The organism is Bradyrhizobium sp. ARR65 (genome assembly GCF_000472385.1).
Taxonomy (GTDB): Bacteria; Pseudomonadota; Alphaproteobacteria; order Rhizobiales; family Xanthobacteraceae; genus Bradyrhizobium.
Genome location: NZ_AWZU01000004.1, coordinates 215643 through 237908, shown reverse-complemented (window position 1 = coordinate 237908; position 22266 = coordinate 215643). Strand labels below are relative to the sequence as shown.

At 61.0% G+C, this 22266-nt stretch carries 23 protein-coding genes; 13 read left to right on the top strand and 10 right to left on the bottom strand.

Annotated elements, in window-relative coordinates; all coding sequences use genetic code 11:
• Positions 1-74: 74 nt before the first annotated feature.
• From F758_RS0107430 to F758_RS0107410, 5 genes are read left to right on the top strand one after another with little or no spacing between them, the layout of a single operon-like run.
• Positions 75-1055 carry an ABC transporter substrate-binding protein gene (locus F758_RS0107430; protein WP_024507269.1) on the top strand — a complete coding sequence of 327 codons (981 nt, stop codon included), beginning with the start codon at positions 75-77 and terminating at the stop codon, positions 1053-1055.
• Between the two features lies 1 nt (position 1056).
• Positions 1057-1794 (top strand): ABC transporter permease, encoded by a 738-nt coding sequence (locus F758_RS0107425; protein WP_024507268.1) that lies wholly within the window; start codon positions 1057-1059, stop codon positions 1792-1794.
• Positions 1784-2518, top strand: a complete 735-nt coding sequence (locus tag F758_RS0107420) for an ABC transporter ATP-binding protein (protein WP_024507267.1) — start codon at positions 1784-1786, stop codon at positions 2516-2518. The genes F758_RS0107425 and F758_RS0107420 overlap by 11 nt, the downstream gene beginning before the upstream one ends.
• A 40-nt stretch (positions 2519-2558) precedes the next feature.
• Complete coding sequence (locus F758_RS52730) at positions 2559-3353, top strand: pentapeptide repeat-containing protein (RefSeq protein ID WP_035721142.1); 795 nt, start codon at positions 2559-2561, stop codon at positions 3351-3353.
• Between the two features lie 35 nt (positions 3354-3388).
• A complete protein-coding gene (locus F758_RS0107410; RefSeq protein ID WP_024507265.1) occupies positions 3389-3733 on the top strand; it encodes a hypothetical protein in 345 nt (114 codons plus the stop codon).
• 19 nt (positions 3734-3752) lie between these two features.
• Here the strand turns inward: F758_RS0107410 and F758_RS52980 are convergent, their stop codons facing one another.
• Positions 3753-3989 carry a hypothetical protein gene (locus F758_RS52980; RefSeq protein ID WP_024507264.1) on the bottom strand — a complete coding sequence of 79 codons (237 nt, stop codon included), beginning with the start codon at positions 3987-3989 and terminating at the stop codon, positions 3753-3755.
• Between F758_RS52980 and F758_RS50730 the strand changes: the two genes are divergently transcribed.
• On the top strand, positions 3880-4107 hold the full coding sequence (locus F758_RS50730) for a hypothetical protein (RefSeq protein WP_198026431.1): 228 nt from the start codon (positions 3880-3882) through the stop codon (positions 4105-4107). The genes F758_RS52980 and F758_RS50730 overlap by 110 nt on opposite strands.
• A gap of 163 nt (positions 4108-4270) precedes the next feature.
• Here the strand turns inward: F758_RS50730 and pqqA are convergent, their stop codons facing one another.
• The 3 genes from pqqA to F758_RS0107385 form a co-directional block, all read right to left on the bottom strand.
• Entirely contained in the window at positions 4271-4351 is an 81-nt protein-coding gene (gene pqqA / locus F758_RS43435) for a pyrroloquinoline quinone precursor peptide PqqA (protein WP_035721241.1), read from the bottom strand.
• A 166-nt stretch (positions 4352-4517) separates the two neighbouring features.
• Positions 4518-4925 (bottom strand): lanmodulin LanM, encoded by a 408-nt coding sequence (lanM, locus tag F758_RS0107395; protein WP_024507263.1) that lies wholly within the window; start codon positions 4923-4925, stop codon positions 4518-4520.
• Positions 4926-5479: 554 nt separating this feature from the next.
• Positions 5480-6445 carry a helix-turn-helix domain-containing protein gene (locus F758_RS0107385; protein WP_024507261.1) on the bottom strand — a complete coding sequence of 322 codons (966 nt, stop codon included), beginning with the start codon at positions 6443-6445 and terminating at the stop codon, positions 5480-5482.
• A gap of 507 nt (positions 6446-6952) precedes the next feature.
• Between F758_RS0107385 and xoxF5 the strand changes: the two genes are divergently transcribed.
• The 7 genes from xoxF5 (at position 6953) to F758_RS0107345 (ending at position 14821) form a co-directional block, all read left to right on the top strand.
• Positions 6953-8755, top strand: coding sequence for a lanthanide-dependent methanol dehydrogenase XoxF5 (gene xoxF5 / locus F758_RS0107375; RefSeq protein WP_024507260.1), 1803 nt, complete (start codon positions 6953-6955; stop codon positions 8753-8755).
• A gap of 85 nt (positions 8756-8840) precedes the next feature.
• Positions 8841-9359: a c-type cytochrome, methanol metabolism-related gene (locus F758_RS0107370; RefSeq protein WP_502689126.1), complete on the top strand. Its 519-nt coding sequence runs from the start codon at positions 8841-8843 to the stop codon at positions 9357-9359.
• A 68-nt stretch (positions 9360-9427) separates the two neighbouring features.
• Positions 9428-10537, top strand: coding sequence for an S-(hydroxymethyl)glutathione dehydrogenase/class III alcohol dehydrogenase (locus F758_RS0107365; RefSeq protein ID WP_024507258.1), 1110 nt, complete (start codon positions 9428-9430; stop codon positions 10535-10537).
• 33 nt (positions 10538-10570) lie between these two features.
• Complete coding sequence (gene gfa / locus F758_RS0107360; protein ID WP_024507257.1) at positions 10571-11140, top strand: S-(hydroxymethyl)glutathione synthase; 570 nt, start codon at positions 10571-10573, stop codon at positions 11138-11140.
• A 591-nt stretch (positions 11141-11731) separates the two neighbouring features.
• Entirely contained in the window at positions 11732-12184 is a 453-nt protein-coding gene (locus F758_RS0107355) for a (2Fe-2S)-binding protein (RefSeq protein ID WP_024507256.1), read from the top strand.
• Positions 12185-12186: 2 nt separating this feature from the next.
• Positions 12187-14505: a xanthine dehydrogenase family protein molybdopterin-binding subunit gene (locus F758_RS0107350; protein WP_024507255.1), complete on the top strand. Its 2319-nt coding sequence runs from the start codon at positions 12187-12189 to the stop codon at positions 14503-14505.
• Positions 14506-14563: 58 nt separating this feature from the next.
• Positions 14564-14821 (top strand): hypothetical protein, encoded by a 258-nt coding sequence (locus tag F758_RS0107345; protein ID WP_024507254.1) that lies wholly within the window; start codon positions 14564-14566, stop codon positions 14819-14821.
• 81 nt (positions 14822-14902) lie between these two features.
• Here F758_RS0107345 and F758_RS0107340 read toward each other — a convergent pair whose 3' ends face one another.
• The 6 genes from F758_RS0107340 to F758_RS0107310 form a co-directional block, all read right to left on the bottom strand.
• Entirely contained in the window at positions 14903-16630 is a 1728-nt protein-coding gene (locus tag F758_RS0107340; protein ID WP_024507253.1) for a methanol/ethanol family PQQ-dependent dehydrogenase, read from the bottom strand.
• Between the two features lie 97 nt (positions 16631-16727).
• Positions 16728-17369 carry a Rieske (2Fe-2S) protein gene (locus F758_RS0107335; RefSeq protein WP_024507252.1) on the bottom strand — a complete coding sequence of 214 codons (642 nt, stop codon included), beginning with the start codon at positions 17367-17369 and terminating at the stop codon, positions 16728-16730.
• A 617-nt stretch (positions 17370-17986) separates the two neighbouring features.
• Positions 17987-18757, bottom strand: a complete 771-nt coding sequence (locus tag F758_RS0107325; protein ID WP_283805847.1) for an SDR family oxidoreductase — start codon at positions 18755-18757, stop codon at positions 17987-17989.
• A complete protein-coding gene (locus F758_RS0107320) occupies positions 18745-20253 on the bottom strand; it encodes a class I adenylate-forming enzyme family protein (RefSeq protein ID WP_024507250.1) in 1509 nt (502 codons plus the stop codon). The genes F758_RS0107325 and F758_RS0107320 overlap by 13 nt, the downstream gene beginning before the upstream one ends.
• A 24-nt stretch (positions 20254-20277) precedes the next feature.
• Complete coding sequence (locus tag F758_RS0107315) at positions 20278-21267, bottom strand: ABC transporter ATP-binding protein (protein WP_024507249.1); 990 nt, start codon at positions 21265-21267, stop codon at positions 20278-20280.
• Positions 21245-22258 (bottom strand): ABC transporter ATP-binding protein, encoded by a 1014-nt coding sequence (locus F758_RS0107310; protein ID WP_245286430.1) that lies wholly within the window; start codon positions 22256-22258, stop codon positions 21245-21247. Before F758_RS0107310 ends, F758_RS0107315 begins: the two co-directional genes overlap by 23 nt.
• Positions 22259-22266 lie beyond the last annotated feature (8 nt).

The following is a 22266-nucleotide window of genomic DNA, read 5'->3' as shown; positions in this document are numbered from 1 at the left end:
CTCCGCTCGAAATTGACGCTATGCTATTCCTACCACGCTGAAAAGAAGACGTTCGAGGAAGCGCTCACAAGCCAATGAAACGCTTGCTTTGCATACTCATTGCTGCGGCCGCCTTTGCCGCAGCACAGGCTAATGTCTGCAGGGGTGCGGAAACCATACGCGTTGCGGTGCAGAAGACCGGAACATTTTCCTGGGAACTTGCGGTCATCCGCGCGCATGGGCTCGATAAACAGGCGGATATCTCACTCCAGGTTCAAGAACTCGCAAGTCCGGAGGCTGGCAAGATCGCGCTTCGCGCCGGCCAGGCCGACATTATCATCTCCGACTGGTTGTGGGTGTCCCGCGAGCGCGCGCTTGGGGCCAAGCTGACTTTCTATCCCTATTCCAGCGCGCTCGGCGGCGTGATGGTGCCGAACTCCTCTCCCATCAAGACCTTGGCCGACCTGAAAGGGCACAAGTTGGCGATCGCCGGCGGCCCCCTCGACAAGAACTGGCTGCTGATGCAGGCCTCGCTGCAACGGGACGGCATTGACCTGAAATCCGAGTCGACCATCGTTTACGGCGCGCCACCGCTTCTGACGGCCTCAATGCTCAACGGCGATGCGGACGCCACGCTGAACTACTGGAATTTCTGCGCCGCGCTCGAGGAAAAGGGCTTCCGCCGGATCGCCACGACCCAGGACTTGGTGACCAAACTGGGCGCCGAGGGCCCCGTCGCCATGCTGGGCTATGTGTTCGATGAAGGCTGGGGCAGCACAAATCGGGACGCGCTGACGCGCTTCATCGAAATGACGCGAAAGGCAAAGGAGATCCTGGCGAATTCGGATACCGAGTGGGACAGCATTTCAGGGCTGACGGGGGCTCCCGACGCGCCCACCTTGAGGGCCTATCGCGAGCGGTACCGGGAAGGCATTCCGCGGCGTTCGATCGATGACGAGGAGAAAGATGCGCGTGTTCTCTATCGCGTGCTGGCGACGATTGGCGGCCGCGAACTCGTGGGGCCCGGATCAGAGCTCGCCCCGGGCACATTCTACCACTTGATCCCCGGAGATTGAGGTGTTGCGTTTACTGTCATTTGCCGTGTTTCTTGGCTGCTGGTGGATCGCGGCCGTGCTCGCCGGCAGCACGAAGCTTCCAACTCCTCCGGCGGTATTGAACGTGGCAATGACCGAGGCTGCTTCCGGGGCATTGTTCCTGAATGTCGGCGTGACATTGGCACGGGTTGCCCTGGCCTTCACGCTCGCGATCACGCTCGGCGTTGCCATCGGATACTTGATGGGACGGGTCAGATTGGCCAACCGGCTTGGCGATCCTTGGCTGATCCTGCTCCTCAACCTTCCGGCGCTCGTCGTCATTGTGCTGGCCTATATCTGGGCCGGATTGACGGAGGTCGCCGCGATCGCGGCGATCGCCATCAACAAGCTACCTGCGACCGTGGTCACGCTGCGCGAGGGGACGCGCGCGCTCGATTATTCGTTTGACGAAATGGCGACCGTATTTGCCATCCCGCGCTGGAGGGCGTTCCGGCACATTATATTGCCGCAACTGGCGCCCTATATCGCCGCGGCATCGCGATCCGGGCTATCGTTGGTCTGGAAGATCGTGCTGGTCGCGGAGTTGCTCGGCCGTCCAAACGGCGTTGGCTTTGAAATCGGCGTGGCTTTCCAGCTCTTCGACACCCCTCGCCTGCTCGCCTATTCGTTGAGCTTCGCAGCCGTCGTGCTCGTCATCGAAACGGCCTTGGTGCAGCCCTTTGAAACCAGGCTAACACGGTGGCGACTCCGTGCGGCTTGAGGTCGATATCGCGGGGAAAGCGTATAAGAGTGCGTCCGGCAAGCGGCACGACGTGCTGGCCGGCATTAAGTTCTCGCTGAGCTCGGGTGAGGTCGGAGTGTTCGTCGGCCCTTCCGGCTGCGGCAAGAGCACGCTGCTTCGCATCCTGACCGGCCTCGATCAGGATTACGAGGGCACGATCTCGCGTGCACAAGACGCGCGGATCGGCATGGTATTCCAGGAGCCACGGCTTCTACCCTGGCGATCGGTCGAAGATAATGTGCGACTTGCAGCGCCACTGATCGATGACGCCAGGCTTTCCGAACTGTTCTCAGTTCTGGAACTGAGCGCGCATCGCAACCATTTTCCGGGCGAATTGTCGCTCGGCCTCGCCCGGCGTGTGGCTCTGGCCCGTGCGTTCGCGGTCGAGCCGGACTTTCTTATCCTTGATGAACCATTTGCATCGCTCGACAAGGCTCTCGCCGTGCGTATGCAAGATGAGATCGTTACCCTGGTGGCAAATCGCTCGGTGCTGACGATCCTGGTCACCCATGACCTCGACGACGCCGTTCGCCTCGGTGATCGCCTGTTCTTGTTGTCGGCAAGACCCGCGCGGATCATCGCAAATATATCCGTCCCTGCACCGCGCAGCGTGCGTGGCGAAGCCGAGATCGCCGCAATAAAGGCAGAGATCGCGCAGTGGACCAATGGCGGTCGCGCCGAGCAGAGGCCACATGGGCAGTGACTGCAGCATGTGCTAAAATGCGCCAGCGGCGGGGTTGGCCATGAAACGGGTGATCGCAACCGCACTGCTCTACCTTGCTATTCCGGCGACCGCGACGCTGGCGCAGGATATGATGCGCTATATTGATATGTCATCGCCCGATATGGTCTCGGCGGAAATGACCCGCGGTGATGTCGAGGCTGCGCTTCGCACCTCAACTGCTGCGACGCCCGCCGATTTCACCGGAAAGAAACTGTCCGGCCTCGATCTCTCCGGCCTCGACCTTTCCGGTGCGATCTTTCGCGCGGCCCGGCTCAACAGAACGAAACTTGCGAGCGCAAAACTCGATCGCGCGGTCCTCGACCAGGCATGGCTGGCCGAGGCAGACCTGACAGGCGCAAGCCTGAAGGGCGCCACTCTCTTTGCCTCGCAAATGCCTCGCGCGCGTCTCGATGGCGCAGACCTGTCGGGAGCGCGCGTCGCCGCCGACCTGTCTGGCGCGAGCCTCGTCGGCGCGTCGATCGAGGGCGCGCAGCTGGGAGCCGACATGCGTAATCAGTCGATGGGCCTGATGCGCGCGGTGTTGAAATCCGCCAAGCTCGAGCGACTGAACGCACGGGGCGCGGACCTGTCTCGTGTCGATCTGGAATTTGCATCACTCAAGCAAGCCGACTTAACAGGCGCGTCCCTCAAGGGCGCCCAGCTTGGGGGCGCCAATCTGACCAGGGTTACCGTCATCGACACCGATTTCGACGGCGCCGATCTGACATCCGCGAAGCTCATCGATCCAATTGGGCTTGAGCGCGCCAAGAATTTCGATCATGCGAGAAATCGCGAACGTCTGATCAGAGAATGACGGCGCAAGCGGTACCTTAGGAAAGGATTTGGCTCATGCGATGGATTTTAGCTGCGATTGCGCTCTTGCTCGCCGGCACGGCCGCATTGTCCGCGCAAGGCAAGGGCGTCCGGTTGTGGAATCTGACCGCTTCGACCATTTCCGGATTTCAGCTCTCGCCTGCCGGAAAGGACGAGTGGGGACCGAACCAGACGCTGAACGACAAAGACAAGGAAGTCGATCACGACGAACGCCTGAGGATCACAGGCGTGGAACCGGGGCGCTATGACGCCAAAGTCACCTATCCGGATTCACGACAATGCTTTGTTCGGGATATCGAAATCAAGGCAGATGCGGTGTTTTCAATTGCCGACAATGACCTGAAGGACTGCAGCAAATAATCCTTGCCGGGCCGATTTGTCAGCCGGCGGGAATCGTGTTGGCTGTGTCGGCCTTATCGTCGCTGTGCGGATATTCGCAGCGCCACTTCACCGCCGTCCACTTGGGGTGCTCTCCGACCCACTGGGCGATGTAAGGCGGTGCAGCCATGGCGCACTGCGCCAAGGAGCCGCCGCTCGAAAATACCATACGCGTCTCTTGGCAGGTGTTGGGCGATAATACCGCGCACACCGTTATGACCAGGGCCATCGGATTCATGCCTAACATTCCTGCTTTGGCTCATCGGAGGAATACCACGATGAACTACGCCAATCCGCTCGGCAAGTTTCAATACGGCGTGAAAATTCCCAACCGGATTGGCCCGCAATTGGCCTAAACAGCCTGCTCCGCTGCTGGGAACCAGCCGGCGGCACTTAGATGGCTCACGACAAGCGTGAGAATTAAGGGATTGGATTTACGTCCGAAATACTTACGCCCGAAATCTTGAGAACGTCTGCCACGGCTCGATGCGATCGAGCCGGGCAGATCGCTTGGCTGTCTTACTTGCGCGCTGCGCAGGCGTACATGTTGATTTCCATGCCCACCGGCACTTCGACAATTTTCGGAGTCTTCCAAGTCATTCGGGGGGTCCTCCCAAGTATATTGGCCAACTTTTGGCGCGATACTTGCGCCAACATTAAGGGTAGGGCCGCCTTGAGCTTAACGCAAGTGGTTGGCTGGCGTCGGTGCGGAGCTCGCTCGCCTTTGCCCGGCGCAGTCCGATGTCTCGTTAACTGCCCTCCTGCACTATTGCAGCAAGCGCAACAGCGCTCGCCCGGCCCTGGATTTCAGCTCCTTGGCCTCGAGCGTTCCATCCTTGTCCGGATCGGCCGCGTTGAACCGTTGCTCTACGACGGCGAGATACTCGTCCAAAGTCAACGTGCCATCGTGATCGGGATCGGCGGCCGCGAGTTCGCGCGCAGTTAGCCGTCCTGCCAGTTCGCGCCTGTCGAGCGTGCCGTCATGGTCGCGATCGAGCTTGGCGAACAGCGCCGATGCCGCCTTCTTCGTCTCGGCAAGGTCCAGCGTCCCATCATTGTCGGAGTCGAACATCTTGATTGGATCGGCGCGACGCCCTGCCGCGAAAACCTGCGAATCCCCGGTCGCGAACGCGGTCGCGGCCAATGTCAGAAGCACAGACCGGCGCGATATCATGATTCACTCTCCTTCCTGGTTGGGCCAAATCCGTGAGACCAAGGTAACGCGCACGGGTCCTCGCCGCCAGAGTCGCGCGGCCCTTGTCCTTGGGACAGCAGAACACGATAGCCGACAGGACCGGACCGAGAGCCTGCACATTGCGGGTTCCGGGTGGCGGCGCGGATTTCGAACCTGTTTAATCGCAGATGCGCGGCATGCGCCGCAGCAAGATGTGGGTTGCGGAGCAAATCATGCGACCATGTTGCCAATTCCTGCTCGCTTCAGTACTCGCGATAGGCGCTGCATTGTCGGCGTCTGCCAAAGACGGGCTGCCTGACGCGGTCAGGCCGCACGTCGAATCATCCGACACACCAGCCACCCTGACCGGCAAGGAGCGCCTCGGCCGAAAGTGGACGGACGAGCAACGGATCGACAATTGCAATGTACCGACCGACAAGCGCGGGACCAAGCCGCGCCCAAGCGCTTGCGCCCGGGCGGCACCAGGCTTCTAGAAACTGCGCTCGCGGAGCAGCGCCGGCGCGGACGGGCCGAAAACGCCGCTTGGCCGCACCTTATGTCTGAGCTGCAGAGCCCGCGTGTTGGGCCCTGTGGATGGACGACGGCACAACGCCAAAATACTTCCGGAACACGCGGCTGAAGTGCGAGGAGCTTGAGAAACCCCAGGAAAACGCGACGTCGGTTATGGTTTTTCCGGCATGCGTTTCCAGTTCCTGGCGGCAGTTCTGCAGCCTCGCCCGCCAGATATAATCGCTGACGGTCATGCCCCTTTCGCTGAACAGCATGTGCAGATAACGCTTGGTACAGCCCAATGCCGCCGAAATCTGATCGATGCAGAGATCAGGATCGCGCAAATGCTCGCGGATGAAGGCTTGAGCCCGTATGTACATCGCCTCCGGCCCAACGCGATCGAACGTCCTGTCAGCTTCACGAAGCGGCAACAGCAATAGGTCGATGAGCGATTCGGCCACGCCGGCTGCGCTGTTCGGCGAGAGCTTGGTGGCCTCGTCAAACGCGGCATGCACGAATTCGTGCGCGATCCTGCCAGTTCCCGCGCGTGAGGAGAGTTTGCACGCCGACATGCGTTCCGTATGGAAGCCGCGCTCCCGCAGCAGCTCTTTCGGCACGATGACAACATCATGCCGCGTCAGCATCGGGCTGGTGATCGTATGCGGACAGGATACGTCGTAAGCGAGAATATCGCCCGGAACGATTTCCATCCGACGACCGTCCTGCTCGAAATAAGATATGCCGTAAGTCTGGAAATGGATCTTGATGTAGGGATGTTCGGTCGATCTTATCCGCCAATCGGTGTGGCCAACGCGGTGCTGACTCGCCTCGATCTGGCAGAGCTTCAGGCGGGAGACCGTGGTGTAGTTGACCCGACCATCCAGGGATGAGGCCTCCAGTGGATCGATATCAAATCGACCACACAGATCGGTCAGGGTATCTGACCAACATTGGACCTGCTGCCTCGGCGACAATCCGGAAGTGCTGAGCGAATGGACTGTATCGGACATTTCCAGCCACCGATTTGAAAGCAGCGCATATCGCTGCGAAGGACCCGGCCATGATAGAAACAGATTACCTCAACTTGAAGCAATGTTAGAGTTTAAGCTGTATTCCTCCTGACATCCCTTTGATGATCCTCCGCCTTACTGGCTGCGTCGTCAAGAAGAACATCGGGCGCAATGTGCTGGCGAACTGGCCAAGCGATTTGGACGACCTCGTGAATTGATGCTCCGCAGCATAAATGCGGCGCCCACAAAACGCCTTGCTCGAGGCAAAAAAGTTCATCCGGTTTCGCTTTCGAGCAAACCCGTTTCGCTTTTGGGCAAGTTTCCCATTGGTGAACCGGCTAGGAACGACGCCCGAAATCGAAGCAAAGCGGGCCGTTGCCACGGCACCCGATCTCACCTCAGGAGGAGACACTCGAAACATCCCACAGCATGCGCCCACTGGCCGGAGGAAGGCCGGCGGGCAAGCGACGTGACGAGCCAAACAACGAAACCAGGGAGGACTTAAGTATGCGCAAGGTGCTTTTGGCTACCTTTCTTGGCTCCGCAGCGGCACTCACCGTAGGCGGCGCTTCAGCCAATGAAGAGCTAGTTAAGATGTCGCAGAACCCAAAGGATTGGGTGATGCCGACGGGCGACTATGCCAATACCCGCTATTCCAAGCTCAATCAGATCAACGCGTCGAACGTCGGCAAGCTGCAGGTCGCGTGGACCTTCTCGACCGGCGTGCTGCGCGGCCACGAAGGCGGACCGCTCATCATTGGCAACATAATGTACGTCCACACACCTTTCCCCAACAAGGTCTATGCTCTTGACCTCTCGCAGGACAACAAGATCGTCTGGAGGTACGAGCCCAAGCAGGACCCAAACGTCATCCCGGTGATGTGCTGTGACACCGTTAACCGCGGCCTGTCCTACGGCGATGGCAAGATCTTCCTGCACCAGGCGGATGACAAGCTGATCGCGCTGGATGCCAAGACCGGCAATCTCGTTTGGAGCGCGACGAATGGTGATCCCTCCAAGGGACAGACCGGCACCTCGGCGCCTCTCGTGGTCAAAGACAAGGTGCTTGTCGGTACGTCCGGCGGCGAGTTCGGCGTGCAGTGCAGTATGACTGCCTACGACATCAAGTCCGGCAAGCAGGTATGGAAGGCCTATTCCGAAGGGCCAGATGACCAACTCCTGGTCGATCCAGAGAAGACCACCGCGCTTGGCAAGCCAATCGGCAAGGACTCCAGCTTGAAAACCTGGCAAGGCGATCAGTGGAAGATCGGCGGCGGCTGCACCTGGGGTTGGCTCGCTTACGATCCGCAGCTCGACCTCGTCTATTATGGCTCGGGCAATCCCTCGACCTGGAATCCGAAACAACGTCCGGGTGACAACAAATGGTCCATGACCATTTTCGCGCGCAACCCGGACAACGGCATGGCGAAATGGGTCTATCAGATGACGCCCCACGATGAATGGGACTATGACGGCGTCAACGAGATGATCCTTACCGACGAACAGGTCGGAGGTCAGTCTCGCAAGCTTCTGACCCACTTCGACCGTAACGGGATCGGCTACACGCTCGACCGCGCAACCGGCGAATTGCTGGTCGCGGAAAAGTACGATCCGAAGGTCAACTGGACGACCGGCGTCGACATGAACAAGAATTCGCCGACCTTCGGCCGCCCGAAAGTGGTTGCGGAGTACTCGACCGAGCACGGCGGCGAAGACCACAACACTAAGGGAATCTGTCCCGCCGCGCTGGGCAGCAAGGATGAGCAGCCGGCGGCCTACTCCCCCGAGACGCAGCTCTTCTACGTCCCGACCAACCATGTCTGCATGGATTATGAGCCGTTCAAGGTGAGCTACACCGCGGGTCAGCCCTATGTGGGTGCGACGCTCTCGATGTATCCGCCTCCCGGCGACCACAACATGGGTAACTTCATCGCCTGGGACGGCAAGACCGGCAAGATCGCCTGGTCGAACCCCGAGCAGTTCTCGGTCTGGTCGGGCGCTCTCGCGACTGCAGGCAACGTTGTGTTCTATGGAACGCTTGAGGGATACCTCAAGGCTGTCGACGCCAAGACTGGCAAGGAGCTCTACAAGTTCAAGACTCCGTCCGGCATCATCGGCAACGTCACGACCTATGAGCACAATGGCAAGCAGTACGTTGCGGTGCTGTCCGGTGTCGGCGGCTGGGCGGGCATTGGTCTCGCGGCTGGCCTGACCGATCCGACCGCGGGCCTTGGCGCCGTCGGCGGTTATGCAGCACTGAGCAACTACACGGCCCTTGGCGGCACGCTCACAGTGTTCGCTCTGCCCTAACCCAGGCGAAGCCATCTCGCTTCCGGCGCGTGGACCCGTTCCACGCGCCGGTCGATCTGCCACCAAGAGTCAAGGATTAGCTATATTGCGCATCACCCGCTTAGTGGTCGCCGCGGCACTGCTCGTGGCTGCAGGAGGAGTTGCCTTCGCTGATGGTTCGGGGGATCCCACCGCGGTGAAGTCCGAGGACGGCAAGTATTTCGACAAGGAAGGAAATCCAACGTACAAAATTTCGTCCGACGGCACCGTGGACTGGTACACCTATTCCGGGTACCGCCGCTATCATTCCGAATGCCACGTTTGCCATGGGCCTGATGGCATGGGGTCGACTTACGCGCCGGCGCTGAAAGAATCGCTAAAAACCATGAGCTATGCGGACTTTCTCTCTGTCGTCGCGAGCGGCCGCAAGAACGTCAGTACTGCGTCGGAGAACGTGATGCCGGCCTTCGGCACCAACCCGAACGTGGCCTGCTACATGGACGACATCTACGTTTATCTGCGCGCCCGCGCCAATGACGCATGGGGTCGCGTGCGACCGTCCAAACACGAGGACAAACCGGAGGCCTATACCGAGGCGGAAAACGCGTGCATGGGCAATCATTGAACATGACGAGAGAATTTCAACTGCACGAACCATGGTATGGCCTTGAAGAGCGAGAAAGGAGTTAAGCAATGAAGACGCGCGCAGCCGTCGCTTTCGAGGCGAAGAAACCACTCGAAATCGTCGAACTCGATCTGGAAGGCCCGAAGGTCGGCGAGGTCCTCGTTGAGATCAAGGCAACGGGTATCTGTCACACCGACGCCTACACCCTGGACGGTTTCGACAGCGAAGGGATCTTTCCGTCGATTCTCGGTCATGAAGGCGCCGGCATCGTTCGTGAGGTCGGCCCGGGCGTGATCTCGGTCAAGCCCGGCGACCACGTCATTCCGCTCTACACGCCGGAATGCCGCCAGTGTAAGAGCTGTCTCAGCCAGAAGACCAATCTCTGCACCGCGATTCGCGCCACCCAAGGCAAGGGCCTGATGCCTGATGGCACATCGCGCTTCAGCTACAAGGGCAAGCCGATCTATCACTACATGGGCTGCTCGACCTTTTCGAACTTCACCGTGCTTCCGGAAATCGCGGTGGCGAAGATTCGCGAGGACGCCCCCTTCGACAAGAGCTGCTACATCGGCTGCGGCGTAACGACCGGCGTCGGTGCGGTGGTCAATACCGCGAAAGTCACGCCAGGTTCGAACGTCGTGGTATTCGGCCTCGGTGGCATCGGCCTCAATGTCATCCAGGGCGCCAAGATGGTTGGCGCCGACAAAATCGTTGGCGTCGATGTTAACGACTCCAAGGAGGAATGGGGCCGCAAGTTCGGCATGACCCACTTCGTCAACCCGCAGAAGGTGGGCGGCGACGTCGTGCAGCACCTGGTGACGCTGACCGACGGTGGCGCCGATTACAGCTTTGACTGCACCGGCAACACCACCGTCATGCGCCAGGCGCTCGAATGCTGCCATCGCGGCTGGGGTGTCTCCGTGATCATCGGCGTTGCGGAAGCGGGCAAGGAGATCTCCACCCGGCCATTCCAGTTGGTCACCGGACGTGTCTGGAAAGGCACCGCATTCGGAGGCGCACGCGGCCGCACCGACGTGCCGAAGATCGTCGACTGGTACATGAATGGAAAGATCCAGATCGATCCGATGATCACGCATGTCCTCAAGCTCGAGGACATCAACAAGGGCTTCGATCTTATGCACGAAGGCAAGTCGATACGTTCGGTCGTCGTTTACTGAAGCAAGAATGTCCCACACAAGGAGGATTGACCTATGACTGTTCACATCCACCCGGCGGTTGACAACGGCGTAAAACAGGGCTCCGGGACCTTCGCCGGGGGCACCCTGGTCTGTAAATGCACGGACCGGCCGGTCAAGATCGGCATCAAGGGCGACGTTGCGCACAATCACGCCTGCGGTTGCACCAAGTGCTGGAAGCCGGAAGGCGCAACCTTCTCCATCGTCGCGGTCGTACCGCGTCAAAATGTGACGGTGCTCGAGAACGGCGACAAGCTCCAGATCGTGGATCCGTCGGCCGTGATCCAGCGCTACGCCTGCAAGGTCTGCGGCACGCATATGTATGGCCGCATCGAGAATACGGGCCATCCGTTCTACGGCCTCGACTTCATCCATCCCGAATTATTCCAGGAAGGCGGCTGGGCGGCGCCGGGATTCGCGGCCTTCGTGTCGTCCGTCATCGAGTCTGGTGTCAAACCGGAAGAGATGGAGGGCATACGCGCACGCCTCAAGGAGCTCGGCCTTGAGCCCTATGATTGCCTGTCTCCGCCGCTGATGGATGCGATTGCAACGCACACAGCGAAGGCCAAAGCAAAAGCGGCCTGATGATTTGATCCTCGCCAGCGGCAACGGCGCCGATTCGCGTTGGCGAACAGCCAACGCGAATCGGAGCTCTGGCCCGACGCAAAGGTCTGTTTGGATCGACCGTCCATCTGCCCTCAGGCGCGATCGATCATTCCGATGTTACTCTCTTGATTTGGAGTCCCGGCCTCGCCTCACTTTAGTGAGCGAGGCATTTTGTTTTTGGCGTCGCACCCACGCGCACGCCTCGTTCGCTGCAGGTCGAACCGCTCCCGGCAACCGCCCTGCTTTTGACAAATGCAGTTGCAAAACAACTCTCTGTGAAGTCCGTTCGGCGTCAGTTTCTGATAGCATTACGACTTCGCGATAACGGGCCGACTGCACAAGAACCAAAACCAAAAGAACAATCAAAAGAACAATTAAGAACCAAAACATTAAGAAAACGGGAGGAGCGCCCAGACACGGAAAACCAAACAGGTCGTGCAATGAGGTCTGTCAGCCTTCCTGACACGATTGGCTCGTGGGGAAGTCGCGGCGGTTGATGCGGGCGAGTGGAAACATGTTCCGGCCTGCATTGAACCGGACATCAGCAGCTTAAAAAGAGCGAGAACGATCATGATCAAGTTGAAGATTAATGGCCAGGAACGAACTTGGGATGGCGACCCGGATCTTTCCCTGCTTTGGTTTCTCCGTGATGAGGTCGGCTTGACGGGCACCAAATTTGGCTGCGGCCAGGCGCTGTGCGGCGCCTGCACCGTCATCGTCGACAAGGAAGCCGTACGCGCCTGCATCACATCAGTTTCGGATGTGGCCGACCGCCAGGTCACCACGATCGAAGGCCTTCATCCAACCGGCGATCATCCAGTGCAGAAGGCCTGGCGTCAGATCAACGTACCGCAATGCGGCTTTTGCCAAGCCGGTCAGATCATGCAGGCCGCGGCATTGCTGATGGACAATCCGAAACCATCGCACGCCCAGATACGTGAGGCCCTGTCGGGCAACATTTGCCGCTGCGGCTGCTATCAGCGCATTGAAAACGCCGTCCATCTCGCATCGACGGGGGTGTAATCATGAACATCATCACGAATCCGAAAAAGCTTCGTGGCTTTGAGAAAGCCTGCAGGGTCGAGAACGTCTCGCGCCGCAGCGTGCTGAAGGGACTTGGGATCGCTGGAAGCTTCGTGCTTGCCGCGCCTATTCTGAGTCGGCCTGCCTTCGCCGCCTACGAGACCGGCGCCGGCAAGATGCCGCACGGTACCGTTGTCGACCCGCGTGTGTTCGTTGCCATCGCGCCGGACGGCATCGTGACCATCATTGCGCATCGCGCCGAGATGGGCACCGGCGTCCGCACGAGCCTGCCCCTGATCGTTGCCGAGGAGATGGACGCCGACTGGTCGCGCGTCCGCGTCCAGCAAGCCCCTGGCGATGAGGTCAGGTATGGCAACCAGGATACGGACGGATCACGCAGCACCCGGCACTATTTGATGCCGATGCGCCAGATCGGCGCCTCCGCGCGCACCATGCTGGAGTCGGCGGCGGCGAAGCGCTGGGGCGTGCCCGCCACCGAAGTGAAGGCTGCCAACCACGAGGTGGTCCATGACGCAACCGGGCGGAAACTCGGTTTCGGCGACCTCGCGGCCGATGCCGCGAAAGAGCCGGTGCCAAGCATCGAAGGCCTGAAGCTGAAGGACCCGAAGAACTTCCGCTATCTCGGCAAAGGCGAGGTCAGCATCGTCGATCTGCACGACATCACCACTGGCAAGGCGGGCTATGGTGCCGACGTCCGCCTGCCCGGCATGAAATACGCCGTCATTGCCCGCCCCCCGGTGACGGGCGGAACGCTGGTGTCCTTCGACCCTGCCGACGCCTTGAAAGTCTCGGGCGTCGAAAAGGTCACGCAGGTCAAGGGATGGCCGTGGCCGTCCAAGTTCCAGCCGCTCGGTGGTGTCGCCGTGATCGCGCGCAATACCGGCGCCGCGATTAAGGGCCGCGACGCGCTGAAGATCGTCTGGGACGACGGCGCCAACGCCAAATACGACTCGGTCGCCTATCGGGCCGAGCTCGAAGAAGCCGCGCGAAAACCCGGACTGGTCGTGCGCAAGGAAGGTGACGTGGACGCCGCCTTGAAGACCGCCGACAAGGTGATCGTCGGCGAATACTACCTGCCGCATCTCGCCCATGTCAGCATGGAGCCGCCGGTCGCCGTCGCGGACGTCAAGGGCGACAAGGCCGAAATTTGGGCGCCGGTGCAGAGCCCGGGGGGAACGCGCGAAGACGTCGCGAAGACGCTCGGCATTCCCGAGGGGAACGTCACCGTTCACGTAACGCTGCTCGGCGGCGGTTTTGGCCGCAAGTCGAAATGCGATTACGTGCTGGAAGCAGCCCTGCTCTCAAAGGAGCTCGCCGCGCCTGTGAAGGTGCAATGGACGCGGGAAGATGACGTTCACCACGACTTCCTCCATACCGTCTCGGTGGAGCGGATCGAGGCCGGGCTCGACAAGAACGGCAAAGTCATCGCCTGGCGTCACCGCAGTGTCGCGCCGAGCATCGCCTCGACCTTCGCGGCGAATACGGTGCATCAGGCGCCGTTCGAGCTCGGCATGGGACTGATCGACATGCCATTCGAGATCGCCAACATTCAGTGCGAGAATCCGGAAGCCGCCGCGCACACCCGCATCGGCTGGTTCCGCTCGGTCTCCAATATCCCGCGCGCCTTTGCGGTGCAGTCGATGGTGGGCGAACTCGCCCATGCCACCAATCGCGATCAGAAGGAGATGCTGCTCGAGCTCATCGGCTCGCCGCGGATCGTCAACCTGTCTTCGGTGAAGGATCCCTGGAACTACGGCGAGCCCTACTCGAGCTATCCGATCGACACGGCGCGATTGCGGCGCGTGGTCGAGCTGGTTGCCGAAAAGGGCGAATGGGGACGATCACTGCCCAAAGGCCACGGGCTCGGAATCGCCGCTCATCGCAGCTTCGTCAGCTATATCGCGACCATCGTCGAGGTGGCCATCGACGACAAGGGCAAGCTGACGGTGCCGAGGGTCGACACTGCCATCGATTGCGGCACATATGTTAACCCGGAGCGAATCCAGTCGCAGATCGAAGGCGCCGCCATCATGGGGCTGAGCCTTGCCAAATATGGTGAGATCACCTTCAAGGATGGCAAGGTCCAGCAGAAGAACTTCGACGACTTCCCGGTGCTCCGCATCGACGAGTCGCCGTCGGTGACGAATGTTCACATCGTGCCTCCAGGGCCGGACACGCCACCCAGCGGTGTCGGCGAACCCGGCGTGCCGCCGTTCGCGCCGGCCCTGGTCAACGCCATCTTTGCCGCGACCGGTAAGCGCATCCGCGCGCTGCCGATCGGCAAGCAGCTAGAGACCTAAAGGGAACGTTCGTCCCTGCAGACCGTTTTCGTCGATCTGACTGACAGGAGCCGGATCGATGAATTTCAAGCCCAAGGCGCTCGCGGTATCGCTGCTGACGAGCGCCTTTCTTCTGAACGCCCACGCATTGAGCGCTCAGGGCAACCCGCCGCCTGCGACCGCAACGCGGCCGGCAAAGTCGCCGGATCAGATGTCAACGCCCAACAACGCGCCCGCTGCCACCCCGAGTCAGACGACCGGTCAAGGCAGTCAAGATCCGACGACCAAGCAGATGAACCAGGACGCGAAGAGCAAAGTCGAGAGAGAGGGCAAGTAGCCCCGAAATGAAAAGCGGCGGACCTTTCGATCCGCCGCTTTTTGCCTGCCGTTTGTCTCACTCGGCGCGTTGACTGGCCGCCTACTTCTTGACGGCGAAGACCCAGACGACGCCGCCTTGAGGAACATTGTTCTCAAGACCAATGTTGTTGCCGACCAGCGCATCTTGGATGCGTTGGGCGTCTACACCCCAGCCGGACTGGACGGCGATGTACTCCGTACCGTCCACTTCATAGGCGATTGGCATTCCGACGATGCCGGAATTGGTCTTTTGCTGCCAGAGCACCTCGCCCGTCTTGGCGTCGAAGGCCCGAAAGTCACGGTCATTGGTGCCGCCGGCGAAGATGAGGTCGCCCGCCGTCGTCGTCACCGACGCAAACAACTGCGACTTCGGGAAGTTGTGCGACCAAACCTTCTTGCCCGTGGCCGGATCCCAGGCTTGCAATTCGCCGAAGTGATCGGCACCAGGACGCACCGTCAGACCGATATCTTCAGCCTTGGTCCCAAGCCAGAGCTCGCCGGGTTTGAGCGGCACCTTCTCGCCGGTGAAGCCGCCGCAGAAGTTCTCGTTGGCCGGCACGTAGACGAGCTTGGTATTCGGATTATAGGCCGCTGATGGCCAATCCTTGCCACCCCACAGCGACGGACAGAACGTGACGCGCTTTCCGAGTACCGGCTTATGCTCGGGATCGACGATCGGCCTGCCGGTCTCTTTGTCGATTCCCTTCCAGACGTCGGTATGGACGAAGGGCCAGCCGGCCACGTAATTGATGCGATCGGGCTTCGCCTCCAAGATCCAGAAGATGGCGTCACGTCCGGGGTGAATCAGGGCTTTGAGCGGGCGACCGTCCCTTTCCAGATTCACCAGCATCGGCGCGTCGACCTCATCCCAATCCCACGAATCATTCTGATGGTATTGGTGGTAGGTCTTGATCTTGCCGCTCTCGGGATCAAGCGCGATCACGGAACTCGTGTAGAGATTATCGCCTGGATGCGCTTCACCCGGCCAGGGCGCGGCATTGCCGACGCCCCAGTAGATGGTTTTGGTGTCCTTGTCGTAGGTTCCGGTCATCCAGGCCGAACCGCCGCCCGATTTCCAGTCGTCGCCCCGCCAGGTGTCGTGACCAGGCTCGCCCTCGCCCGGGATGGTAAAGGTACGCCACAACTCCTTGCCATCGTTGGCGTCAAACGCAACAACATAGCCACGCACGCCGAACTCGCCACCGGAGCCGCCGACGATGACTTTGCCATCAACGACCAGCGGCATCAGGGTCATGTACTGGCCCTTCTTGTAGTCCTGAACCTTCTTATCCCACACCACCTTGCCGGTCTTGGCATCCAGCGCAACGAGGTGATCGTCAGTGGTGGCGAGATAAAGCTTGTCCTGCCACAAGCCCACGCCGCGGCTGGTGGGATGCAACTGAAAGAGATCCTCGGGTAACTGACGCTTGTAGCGCCAGTATTCCTCACCGGTCTTTGCATTCAGCGCAATCACCTGTCCCATCGGCGTTGCAACAAACATCACGCCATTATTGACGATCGGCGGCGCCTCGTGCCCTTCGACCACCCCGGTGGAGAAGGTCCATACCGGCGTCAGATTCTTCACATTGGACGTATTGATCTGATTGAGCGGGCTAAAGCCCTGACCATCATAGGTCCGGCGATAAAGCATCCAGTTGCCGGGTTCGGGATTTTCCAGACGTGCAGGTGTAACCGGACTGTAGTTTTCGATCGGTCCGGCAAGGGCAACGGTTGAAACAAGACAAGTGAACGCAACACAGCTTGACAATAGCCATTGTTTTCGGGTCATGGACGCTATCTCCCTGTCATCTTCTTCTGGTCACCCACTCTGCGGTCGGTAACGCTTCATTCAGTAGCGCGATCACTGCGATACGACGGTGCAAACGTCATCCTGCTTGCTGGGCACCTACCTTTCCGACAAAAGGCGCGGCGACGGTGAGCGACCCGTCGACGAGCGCCAACGGAAGCGCCGCCAAACGGCGAGGCGCTGGGCCGAACACGACCTGCGCGGCCTGACGGGGGTCGTATTCCGAATTATGACAAGGGCATTTGAGCACGACCTTGTCGGTGCCTTCTCCCTTGACCCACTCGCTCACGGGACAGCCCGCGTGAGAACAAACCGCCGAGTAGGCCACAATGCCATCGGCCGAGCGGGACCGCGTGTCGTCGTCGAGTTCGCTTGCGTCCAGCTTGACGATCAGGATTTCGTTGAGCCGCGAACCGCTACGGACCACTGAGGTCTTCGGATCCTTCGGCCAAGCGTGAACCGGGGGCCCACCCAGCTTCAGATCGTCGGGCTTGATGATCTGGCCCTCGTGCTCCCCTTCGGAAAAAACCAGAAGATCACCCTTTTGCGGCCGCTCATCGCTGCCGGGCTGATCTTCATCGGCGGCCACCGGTCTGGTCGCCAAACAAGCTCCGGCGGCCAATGCCGTCAGCAGCAACGCACGTCGTGCGAGCTTTGGACACAACGCGCCCGTCTCGATCCGCTCGGCTGTGCGATCAACGTTCAGATTGGTTTCAGACATGGCGCAAGTTGAGCGCTGCGACTCCGCCAAAAAGAAGGCGAGCAGCGACTCCACTTTACGCTCTGCGTGACGTCGCGTGAAGCAGGCGCTATTGTGCGCCGCGCCATGAACGCTCACACCATCGCGTCAGCGCGCGATCGCCATTGCATCGGCATACAGAAGCTTCATCTGGCGGAAGCGGATTGCTCGGTCGGCTTGCCGAAAACCCGGCGACAGCCTTCGCTGAGGTGCGCCCGCTGCCGCTGCATACAAGCGGTGATCCGGGCCACATTGGGAATTTCCGAGGAACACAGTCGAAAGGCATCGCCCATACAGAGCCTGCGCTGATCCTCATAGGTGAATGCGCTGGCCGTCAGCGGCAACAGCGCCAGGCAGAAGGCCAGAGCCGACGCCAGCCTCAACTTGCGAACTATATTCCGATCGGTCAGCATAGTCGTCCCCAAATGACCGACGTTGCGGTCGCGTACGAGGCGGTTGGCCGCCTTCGACTCATGCGCAATCGTAGTGTCGCGAATCCCCTTGCTTCAATATTGCGAACGCGGTCCTGCACTGAAATATCGGTTCCACGTGCAAACAACTGCATCGTGCGACGTGCGGACGTCGCGGTTCCCTGCTCTTTACAGCCGCTGGCCGCCGCTGGCGTCGATGGATTGGCCGGTAATCCACGCTCCGTCCTCCGAAGCCAGAAAGGCAACCACCTTGGCGATGTCGTCGGGTGTTCCGACGCGGCCCAGCGCGATCGTCTCCGCAATTGCGCGGCTCGCGACGGGATCGCGCGCATTCGCATTCATGTCGGTGGCCGTCGCGCCCGGCATGACTGCATTGACAGTGATCCGCCGCCCGCCCAGGTGAACCGCCAGCAGCCGGCTCAGCGCTTCGAGGCCGGCTTTGGCCGGCGCGTAAGCCGCCATCGCCGGATAGGCTGCGCGAGTTCCCATGGAGGAAATATTGATGATGCGGCCGCCATTGCTCAGATGCGGCAACAGGGCCTTGATCAGGAAAAACGGCGATTTGAGATTGATTTGAAGTAACCGGTCGAAATCCTCTTCCGTGATGTCTTCAATGGTGGCGCGTTTGCTTACGCCGGCGTTGTTAACGAGAACGTCGAATTCCGCCTTCGGGCATCTGCGTGTCAGTTCCGCCGTGAATGTCCCGACAAGGTTCTTCGCTCCGCTCGGCTCCGACAAATCGGCTTGCAGTGCGAAGGCGGTTCCGCCCGACCCGACGATATCGGCAACCACGCGATGCGCGGCCTCCGCCGCAGAATTGTAATGGACCGCGACGATCGCGCCGTCGGCAGCGAGCCTTTGTGCGATCGCCGCTCCGATACCGCGGCTCGCACCGGTGACCAGCGCAACCTTCCCTGCCAGCGCCCTCACGCCGACCACCCTTGAGCGGCCTCCAACTGCCGCGCCCGCTCGATCAAGGATTTGCGGTCGATCTTGTTGGTACCGGCCCAAGGCAACTCGCTGACGAACTCGACCCGGCGCGGATGCTGGTAGGCCGGACCGTTCGCAATGGCGAACTTACGGATCTCCTCGACACTCGGTCTTGCCCCGGTGCGCGGTACGATGAAGGCGACCGGCACCTGACTGCGTTCCTCGTCCGCCAGCGGCACCACCACCGCCTGCTGCACGTTTGGATGCCGCTCAAGCAGCTTCTCGACCTCGCCCGGATAGATGTTCTCGCCCGAACACACGAACATATCGTCGGCTCGCCCAACGAAGTAATAGAAGCCGTTTTCGTCGCGGCGCATCACGTCGCCGCTATAGTACCAGCCGTCGACGATTGCCTTCGCCGTTTGCTGCGGCAAATTGTGGTAGTGGTCCATCAGCGCAGGATTGCGCATCAATAGCACGCCCTCGTTCTCGCTGCCGTTCACGAGTCTGACGTTCTCGAGGCTGATCGGATAGCCGAGCGCCAGCGGCGGGGTCGGCAGGCCCTTCGGGTGCGGTCCGAACACCGCAGGCCCCGCCTCAGTGGTGCCGTAGCCGATCGTGAGCGTTACGTTCGGCAGCGCCTGCTTGATCTTGTCCCACAGCGCCATCGTCATCGGCGCCGAGCCCAGCATCAGCCGCCGAATCGAGGAGATGTCGTTCTCGGCGAGAAGACCAGTCTCCTTGACCACCCTCGCCCACATGGTCGGCACTGCGGTCGCCGCTGTCGCCTTGTATTTGGCGATCGCCTCGATATAGCTCCGGGTTTCGAACGCCGGCAGCAGCACGACCGACGCGTTGGTGGCGAAGATCGTCTTGGTCGCAAACAGCCCGTTCATATGAAATAAAGGCTGCGCGATGATGTAGCGTTCGCTTTCGTTGAGCGCGCCGCTCGTCCGCGTGGACAATGCCCAAAGCTGCCCGCGGTGCGACAGCGGCACGCCCTTGGGCCGGCCGGTCGACCCTGACGTGTAGAGCATCTGGCCGACCTCGTCTGTGCCGGCGACCACGCTCTCGAAATCGGCAGGCTTGATGAGGGCGGCAAAACCATTGGAACCAGCATCATCGAAATCAATCACGGGAATGTCGTCGCGGACCAGCACGCGATTACCTGCGTCGGCAAAGGCCAATGCGATGTTGGCATCATCCATCACATAGTCGATGGTATCGCGCGCCATTTTGATGTTGACCGGCACAGCGACGCAGCCAGCGCGCATGATACCGAAATAGGCGATGACGTATTCAGCGCGATTGAGCGATACGATCGCAACGTGAGTGCCGCGCTCAAGGCCCCGCTCGGTCAGGTAGCGCGCGACACCGTTCGCGAGCCGATCGATATGCCAGTGCGAATAGATCCGCGGTCCCGTCGGCAAGGCGAGGTCAATCACCGCTTCCTTGTCGAGATTGCCGTTACGGTCGACGAGGTCGCCGAGATTATGCCAACGCATCGGTGGGGCTCCCCTTCAAAACATCTATCTCGCCGCGCTGAGCGCGCGCGGCAACTCGGCAGGCTGCGCGAGCAGGTCGTAGTGGCACGCCACCGCCCGCCCACCGGAGAGTTGGCCCAGCATCGGCCGTTCCGTGCGGCACCGCTCTTGCGCCATTGGGCAGCGCGCGTGAAAACTGCAGCCTTGCGGCGGATTGAGCGGGCTCGGCAATTCACCCTGCAGCACAGTCTTCCGGCGGCTGCGCGCCAATTTCGGATCGGCGACCGGTGCGGCAGCCAACAGCGCGAGCGTGTAAGGGTGGGCCGGCTGTTGCCAGATATCCTCGCTGCGACCGCTTTCAACGATGCGTCCGAGATACATCACGATCAGCCGGTCGGAGACGTGTTCAACCACCGACAGGTCGTGGGAAATGAACAGATAGGCTACGCCCGTCCGTTCCTGCAGGTCCTGCAGCAGGTTGATGACCTGGGCACGGACAGAGACGTCCAGCGCTGATACCGGCTCGTCGCAAATGATGACCTTGGGCCGCAGCGCCAGCGCGCGAGCGATGCCGACGCGTTGGCGCTGACCGCCCGAGAACTCATGCGGATAGCGGCGCGCTGCGTCCGCCGGCAGGCCAACCTGCGCGATCAGCTCGGCGACGCGCTCGCGGATGTCGTGGCGTGACCATCCGGCAACGCTGAGCGGCTGGCCGATGCTCGTGCCGATGTCATGGCGGGGATTGAGCGAGCCGTAAGGATCCTGGAAGATCATCTGCATGGTCCTGCGCGCCGCCTTCAACCCCGCGCCTTCCAGGCGGGTGATGTCCTCGCCGTCGAGCACGACCTTGCCGTCGGTCGCCGGCACAAGCCGCATGATCGCTTTGCCCAAGGTCGACTTGCCGCATCCGGACTCGCCGACGAGCCCGACCGTCTCTCCGGCCTCCAGTTCCAGGCTGACATCATCGACCGCGCGCACAGTGCCCTGCGCGGTTTGGTACTGGACGCACAGGCTAAGGACCGACAGCAATGCCATGTCGCGACAACTCCTCTTCGGCAGCGAAACAGGCCGCCGTTCGGCCCGGCAGCAACGGCGTCAAGGCAGGCTTCTCCGCGCGGCAGCGATCGGACGCATCAGCGCAGCGGTTCTGGAAAGTGCAGCCGCGCGGCAGCTCCGAAAGGGCCGGAACGCTGCCGGCTATTTCGGCCAATCTGTTGCCACGCCGCCGATTCGCCGATGGCGTGGCTCCAAGCAGGCCGCGGGTGTAGCGGTGCAGCGGCCGCTCGAACAATGCTTCGACCGGCGCGTCCTCAACCTTACGGCCAGCATACATCACCACGACGCGGTCGGCCGTCTCGGCGACGACGCCAAGATCATGGGTGATGATGATCAGCCCCATACCTGAATTGGCCTGCAACTCCTTCATCAGCTCGAGGATCTGCGCCTGGATGGTGACGTCGAGGGCCGTCGTGGGTTCGTCCGCAATCAGGAGCTTGGGCCCGCAGGCGATCGCCATCGCGATCATCACCCGCTGACTCATTCCGCCCGACATCTGATGCGGGAAATCGTTCAGCCGCCGCTCGGCGTCGGGAATGCGCACCCGCCGCAGCAGTTCCACCGCACGCGTGCGTGCCTCCTGACGCGAGACCTTGTCGTGCCAGCGGATCGCCTCGATGAGCTGATCGCCGACGGTCGCGACCGGATTGAGCGAGGTCATCGGATCCTGGAAGACCATCGAGATGTCCTTGCCGCGCACGCGCTGCATCTCGCGCTCGGATAGAGCGGCAAGGTCACGTCCCATAAAGCGTACGGCGCCACCGACGACTCTGGCTGGCGGATCGGGCAATAAGCGCATCACGGCCAACGCCGTGAGCGACTTGCCACAGCCGGATTCACCGACGATCGCGACCGTCTCGCCGGCTGCAACCGTGAGCGACAGCCCATCGACCGCGGGCAACACGCCGCGGCGCGTGAACAGGGACACCCGAAGGCTATCGATGTCGAGGATCACGGGCCGCTTCGACATGCTCACCA

Coding starts and splice junctions, on each gene's coding strand:
- F758_RS0107345 (WP_024507254.1), top strand. CDS start 14,564: ATGAATTTCAAGCCCAAGGCGCTCGCGGTATCGCTGCTGACGAGCGCC.
- F758_RS0107385 (WP_024507261.1), bottom strand. CDS start 6,445: ATGTCCGATACAGTCCATTCGCTCAGCACTTCCGGATTGTCGCCGAGG.
- pqqA (WP_035721241.1), bottom strand. CDS start 4,351: ATGACTTGGAAGACTCCGAAAATTGTCGAAGTGCCGGTGGGCATGGAA.
- F758_RS0107340 (WP_024507253.1), bottom strand. CDS start 16,630: ATGACCCGAAAACAATGGCTATTGTCAAGCTGTGTTGCGTTCACTTGT.
- F758_RS0107365 (WP_024507258.1), top strand. CDS start 9,428: ATGAAGACGCGCGCAGCCGTCGCTTTCGAGGCGAAGAAACCACTCGAA.
- F758_RS52730 (WP_035721142.1), top strand. CDS start 2,559: ATGAAACGGGTGATCGCAACCGCACTGCTCTACCTTGCTATTCCGGCG.
- F758_RS0107350 (WP_024507255.1), top strand. CDS start 12,187: ATGAACATCATCACGAATCCGAAAAAGCTTCGTGGCTTTGAGAAAGCC.
- F758_RS52980 (WP_024507264.1), bottom strand. CDS start 3,989: ATGAATCCGATGGCCCTGGTCATAACGGTGTGCGCGGTATTATCGCCC.
- F758_RS0107430 (WP_024507269.1), top strand. CDS start 75: ATGAAACGCTTGCTTTGCATACTCATTGCTGCGGCCGCCTTTGCCGCA.
- xoxF5 (WP_024507260.1), top strand. CDS start 6,953: ATGCGCAAGGTGCTTTTGGCTACCTTTCTTGGCTCCGCAGCGGCACTC.
- F758_RS0107310 (WP_245286430.1), bottom strand. CDS start 22,258: ATGTCGAAGCGGCCCGTGATCCTCGACATCGATAGCCTTCGGGTGTCC.
- F758_RS50730 (WP_198026431.1), top strand. CDS start 3,880: ATGGCGCACTGCGCCAAGGAGCCGCCGCTCGAAAATACCATACGCGTC.
- F758_RS0107315 (WP_024507249.1), bottom strand. CDS start 21,267: ATGGCATTGCTGTCGGTCCTTAGCCTGTGCGTCCAGTACCAAACCGCG.
- F758_RS0107335 (WP_024507252.1), bottom strand. CDS start 17,369: ATGTCTGAAACCAATCTGAACGTTGATCGCACAGCCGAGCGGATCGAG.
- F758_RS0107410 (WP_024507265.1), top strand. CDS start 3,389: ATGCGATGGATTTTAGCTGCGATTGCGCTCTTGCTCGCCGGCACGGCC.
- lanM (WP_024507263.1), bottom strand. CDS start 4,925: ATGATATCGCGCCGGTCTGTGCTTCTGACATTGGCCGCGACCGCGTTC.
- F758_RS0107355 (WP_024507256.1), top strand. CDS start 11,732: ATGATCAAGTTGAAGATTAATGGCCAGGAACGAACTTGGGATGGCGAC.
- gfa (WP_024507257.1), top strand. CDS start 10,571: ATGACTGTTCACATCCACCCGGCGGTTGACAACGGCGTAAAACAGGGC.
- F758_RS0107320 (WP_024507250.1), bottom strand. CDS start 20,253: ATGCGTTGGCATAATCTCGGCGACCTCGTCGACCGTAACGGCAATCTC.